We start from the raw sequence: 5,618 nt of genomic DNA, 5'->3' as shown, positions 1-5,618 counted from the left end.
GACGCGGTGTGCGCCCGATTCTTGAGAACTCAACAGCGTGCCGAAAGTCAATGCCGAAATTTAGCATTAACCCCCATTCACGGCCATCTTTGGTGGTTCGTGATTGGATTCCTTTGTAATTTTTCTGGATTCAAGTCAGTTTGATTTGTTTCTGATTGCATTGGATCGTTTTTCGTTTGTCTGTTCTCCATGGTTCGCCGTGGTGGATATATAGATTTCAACGGAGAGTTTGATCCTGGCTCAGGACGAACGCTGGCGGCGTGCTTAACACATGCAAGTCGAGCGGTAAGGCCCCTTCGGGGGTACACGAGCGGCGAACGGGTGAGTAACACGTGAGCAACCTACCCTCAACTTCGGGATAAGCCTCGGAAACGGGGTCTAATACCGGATATCACTCCTGGTTTCATGACTGGGGGTTGAAAGTTCTGGCGGTTGGGGATGGGCTCGCGGCCTATCAGCTTGTTGGTGGGGTAATGGCCTACCAAGGCGTCGACGGGTAGCCGGCCTGAGAGGGCGACCGGCCACACTGGGACTGAGACACGGCCCAGACTCCTACGGGAGGCAGCAGTGGGGAATATTGCGCAATGGGCGAAAGCCTGACGCAGCAACGCCGCGTGAGGGATGACGGCCTTCGGGTTGTAAACCTCTTTCAGCAGGGACGAAGCGAGAGTGACGGTACCTGCAGAAGAAGGACCGGCCAACTACGTGCCAGCAGCCGCGGTAATACGTAGGGTCCGAGCGTTGTCCGGAATTATTGGGCGTAAAGGGCTCGTAGGCGGTTCGTCACGTCGGGAGTGAAAACTCGGAGCTTAACTCCGAGCCTGCTTCCGATACGGGCAGACTAGAGGTAGGCAGGGGAGAGCGGAACTCCTGGTGTAGCGGTGGAATGCGCAGATATCAGGAAGAACACCGGTGGCGAAGGCGGCTCTCTGGGCCTTACCTGACGCTGAGGAGCGAAAGCGTGGGTAGCGAACAGGATTAGATACCCTGGTAGTCCACGCCGTAAACGTTGGGCGCTAGGTGTGGGGGACATTCCACGTCCTCCGTGCCGCAGCTAACGCATTAAGCGCCCCGCCTGGGGAGTACGGCCGCAAGGCTAAAACTCAAAGGAATTGACGGGGGCCCGCACAAGCGGCGGAGCATGCGGATTAATTCGATGCAACGCGAAGAACCTTACCTGGGTTTGACATATAGGGAAATCTCACAGAGATGTGAGGTCCGTAAGGGTCCTATACAGGTGGTGCATGGCTGTCGTCAGCTCGTGTCGTGAGATGTTGGGTTAAGTCCCGCAACGAGCGCAACCCTCGTCCTATGTTGCCAGCACGTAATGGTGGGGACTCATAGGAGACTGCCGGGGTCAACTCGGAGGAAGGTGGGGATGACGTCAAGTCATCATGCCCCTTATGTCCAGGGCTTCACGCATGCTACAATGGCCGGTACAAAGGGCTGCGAAACCGCAAGGTGGAGCGAATCCCAAAAAGCCGGTCTCAGTTCGGATTGGGGTCTGCAACTCGACCCCATGAAGTCGGAGTCGCTAGTAATCGCAGATCAGCAACGCTGCGGTGAATACGTTCCCGGGCCTTGTACACACCGCCCGTCACGTCATGAAAGTCGGCAACACCCGAAGCCGGTGGCCTAACCCTTGTGGAGGGAGCCGTCGAAGGTGGGGCTGGCGATTAGGACGAAGTCGTAACAAGGTAGCCGTACCGGAAGGTGCGGCTGGATCACCTCCTTTCTAAGGAGCATTGACGCTGGCTCGTAAGAGTCCAGTGTCTACTCGTCGTTTCCTAGACATCCGTTCTAGGGCGACGGTGCTTCGGAATGTGGAACATTGACCATTAGGCCGGGATCGCAACCGATCGAACAAGTACTACCCGCAAGGGTGTGGAACGTGAGTGGGGTTGGGTGAAAGGCCGAGGCGCGCTGTTGGGTCCTGAGGAATCGGGCCAACTCTCCTGCTGGAGGGATGGACTGGTTTTTCTAGGCCGCTTCCACACTGGAATCTTTGCGGATTCTGGTGTGGGTGTGTGGCTGGGGCCGGCTCTCACCAAACTCCTGGTGATGGTGATGCTCGAGGGTGGTTTTTCCCTTCGAGTGTTGTTGTCCGAGGGTAGTGGTGGTTACGAACCGGTTATCCTGCCCGTATTTTGAGAACTGTATAGTGGACGCGAGCATCTTTTGTAGCAATGTATTGTTCCTTATGTATGTGTGACAAGCTACTAAGGGCAATCGGTGGATGTCTAGGCACCAAGAGCCGATGAAGGACGTTGGAGCCTGCGATAAGCCCCGGGGAGTTGGCAACCAAGCTGTGATCCGGGGGTGTCCGAATGGGGAAACCCAGCTGGCATTCTAAAGCCAGTTACCAGTTCCTGAACACATAGGGTTCTGGAGGGAACGCGGGGAAGTGAAACATCTCAGTACCCGCAGGAAGAGAAAACAATAGTGATTCCGTGAGTAGTGGCGAGCGAAAGCGGATGAGGCTAAACCATGTGCGTGTGATAGCCGGCGTGCGTTGCGTATGTGGGGTTGTGGGAGCATTCAGACACTAATGCCGTGGTGTCAGGGAGTTATAAATCATTGTTGAAGCTGAACCGGTTGGAATGCCGGGCCGTAGTGGGTAATGGCCCCGTAGGCGTAAGACAGTGACTTCCGAGTGTTTTCCCGAGTAGCACGGAACTCTTGAAATTCCGTGTGAATCTGGCGGGACCACCCGCTAAGCCTAAATACTTCTTGGTGACCGATAGCGGACTAGTACCGTGAGGGAAAGATGAAAAGTACCCCGGGAGGGGAGTGAAATAGTACCTGAAACCGGTTGCCTACAATCCGTCGGAGCGCTCACCTTGTGTGGGTGTGACGGCGTGCCTTTTGAAGAATGAGCCTGCGAGTTAGTGGTGTGTGGCGAGGTTAACCCGTGTGGGGTAGCCGTAGCGAAAGCGAGTCTGAATAGGGCGCTTTAGTCGCATGCTCTAGACCCGAAGCGGAGTGATCTATCCATGGGCAGGTTGAAGCGCGGGTAAGACCGCGTGGAGGACCGAACCCACCAGGGTTGAAAACCTGGGGGATGACCTGTGGATAGGGGTGAAAGGCCAATCAAACTCCGTGATAGCTGGTTCTCCCCGAAATGCATATAGGTGCAGCGTCGCGTGTTTCTTACCGGAGGTAGAGCACTGGATGGTCTAGGGGGCTTACCGGCTTACCGAAATCAGCCAAACTCCGAATGCCGGTAAGTGAGAGCGCGGCAGTGAGACTGCGGGGGATAAGCTCCGTAGTCGAGAGGGAAACAGCCCAGATCACCAGCTAAGGCCCCTAAGCGATTGCTAAGTGGAAAAGGATGTGGAGTTGCCCAGACAACCAGGAGGTTGGCTTAGAAGCAGCCACCCTTGAAAGAGTGCGTAATAGCTCACTGGTCAAGTGATTCCGCGCCGACAATGTAGCGGGGCTCAAGCAATCCGCCGAAGCTGTGGCATTCATATTAGTACTCGGCACCGACTTGATTGGTGTCCAGGTGTGTGGATGGGTAGGGGAGCGTCGTGCAGCGTGTGAAGCAGCAGAGTGATCTAGTTGTGGATGCTGCACGAGTGAGAATGCAGGCATGAGTAGCGAATGACGGGTGAGAAACCCGTCCGCCGAATGATCAAGGGTTCCAGGGTCAAGCTAATCTGCCCTGGGTAAGTCGGGACCTAAGGCGAGGCCGACAGGCGTAGTCGATGGACAACGGGTTGATATTCCCGTACCGGCATTAACACGACCCGACCGAGGTCACTGATGCTAAAACCGAGAAGCTAGGCGGCCTTCGGGCCAAGTAGTGGATCTGTTGACCCGAGGTGGTATTAGGTGCACTAAGGAGTGACGCAGGAGGGCAGTCCATCCGCGGCGATGGTAGGCGCAAGCTGATCCGCGGGCAAGGTGGTAGGGCGAGGCATAGGCAAATCCGTGTCTCATATAGCCTGAGAACCGAGGCGGACCCGTTCAGGGGAAGTGGATGATCCCATGCTGCCAAGAAAAACTTCGTAGTGAGTGTTAGAGCCGCCCGTACCCCAAACCGACACAGGTGATCAGGTAGAGAATACCAAGGCGATCGAGTGAACCATGGTTAAGGAACTCGGCAAAATGCCCCCGTAACTTCGGGAGAAGGGGGGCCGGATGCGTTACATGGCTTGCCCATGGAAGCGTTGATGGCCGCAGAGACCAGGCCCAAGCGACTGTTTACTAAAAACACAGGTCCGTGCGAAGAAGTAATTCGATGTATACGGACTGACGCCTGCCCGGTGCTGGAACGTTAAGGGGACAGGTTAGCTGGTTTAGGCCGGCGAAGCTTTGAACTTAAGCGCCAGTAAACGGCGGTGGTAACTATAACCATCCTAAGGTAGCGAAATTCCTTGTCGGGTAAGTTCCGACCTGCACGAATGGCGTAACGACTTGGGCGCTGTCTCAACCATGGACTCGGCGAAATTGCATTACGAGTAAAGATGCTCGTTACGCGCAGCAGGACGGAAAGACCCCGGGACCTTTACTACAACTTGGTATTGGTGGTCGGTACAACTTGTGTAGGATAGGTGGGAGACTGTGAAATCCGGACGCCAGTTCGGGTGGAGTCATCGTTGAAATACCACTCTGGTTGTTCTGGCTGTCTAACTTCGGTCCATTATCTGGATCAGGGACAGTGCCTGGTGGGTAGTTTGACTGGGGCGGTCGCCTCCTAAAAGGTAACGGAGGCGCTCAAAGGTTCCCTCAGCCTGGTTGGCAATCAGGTGTCGAGTGTAAGTGCACAAGGGAGCTTGACTGTGAGACAGACATGTCGAGCAGGGACGAAAGTCGGAACTAGTGATCCGGCGGTGGCATGTGGGAGCACCGTCGCTCAACGGATAAAAGGTACCCCGGGGATAACAGGCTGATCTTCCCCAAGAGTCCATATCGACGGGATGGTTTGGCACCTCGATGTCGGCTCGTCGCATCCTGGGGCTGGAGTAGGTCCCAAGGGTTGGGCTGTTCGCCCATTAAAGCGGCACGCGAGCTGGGTTTAGAACGTCGTGAGACAGTTCGGTCCCTATCCGCTGCGCGCGCAGGAGACTTGAGAAGGGCTGCCCCTAGTACGAGAGGACCGGGGTGGACGAACCTCTGGTGTGCCAGTTGTTCCGCCAGGAGCACGGCTGGTTGGCTACGTTCGGGAGTGATAACCGCTGAAAGCATCTAAGCGGGAAGCACGCTTCAAGATGAGGTCTCCCACCGAGTTAATCGGGTAAGGCCCCCAGTAGACCACTGGGTTGATAGGCCAGAGGTGGAAGCGCCGTAAGGTGTGGAGCTGACTGGTACTAATAGGCCGAGGGCTTGTCTCAACACCACTTTGTGGTCATACATAGAGACTTTATGCTGCGTAAGTAATGTTCGCGTTCACTGTACGGTTCCCGGAATACGGTCAACCCCCAGCCAAGCTGTAAGTGGTTGTGTGTGTGGTTGGTTGATATTTCTATAGAGTTACGGTGACCATAGCGTCGGGGAAACACCCAGTCTCCATTCCGAACCTGGAAGTTAAGCCCTTCAGCGCCGATGGTACTGCGACCGGGAGGTCGTGGGAGAGTAGGACGTCGCCGGACATTCACACTGTTAAGGGCCACCCC

At 55.7% G+C, this 5,618-nt stretch carries 3 rRNA genes; all 3 read left to right on the top strand.

Going from position 1 to position 5,618, the window contains the following annotated elements:
- Nucleotides 1-217 precede the first annotated feature (217 nt).
- Nucleotides 218-1,735 (top strand): 16S ribosomal RNA (locus ACYVIO_RS43155).
- A gap of 474 nt (nt 1,736-2,209) precedes the next feature.
- Nucleotides 2,210-5,336 (top strand): 23S ribosomal RNA (locus tag ACYVIO_RS43150).
- A 140-nt stretch (nt 5,337-5,476) separates the two neighbouring features.
- Nucleotides 5,477-5,594: ribosomal RNA gene (gene rrf / locus ACYVIO_RS43145) — 5S ribosomal RNA — on the top strand.
- Together the 16S, 23S and 5S rRNA genes form the textbook arrangement of a ribosomal RNA operon.
- Nucleotides 5,595-5,618 lie beyond the last annotated feature (24 nt).

The sequence above is a fragment of the Kribbella endophytica genome (genome assembly GCF_054781295.1).
The sequence above is the reverse complement of the archived record's forward strand: the minus strand, read 5'-3'. Positions and strand labels throughout refer to the sequence as shown.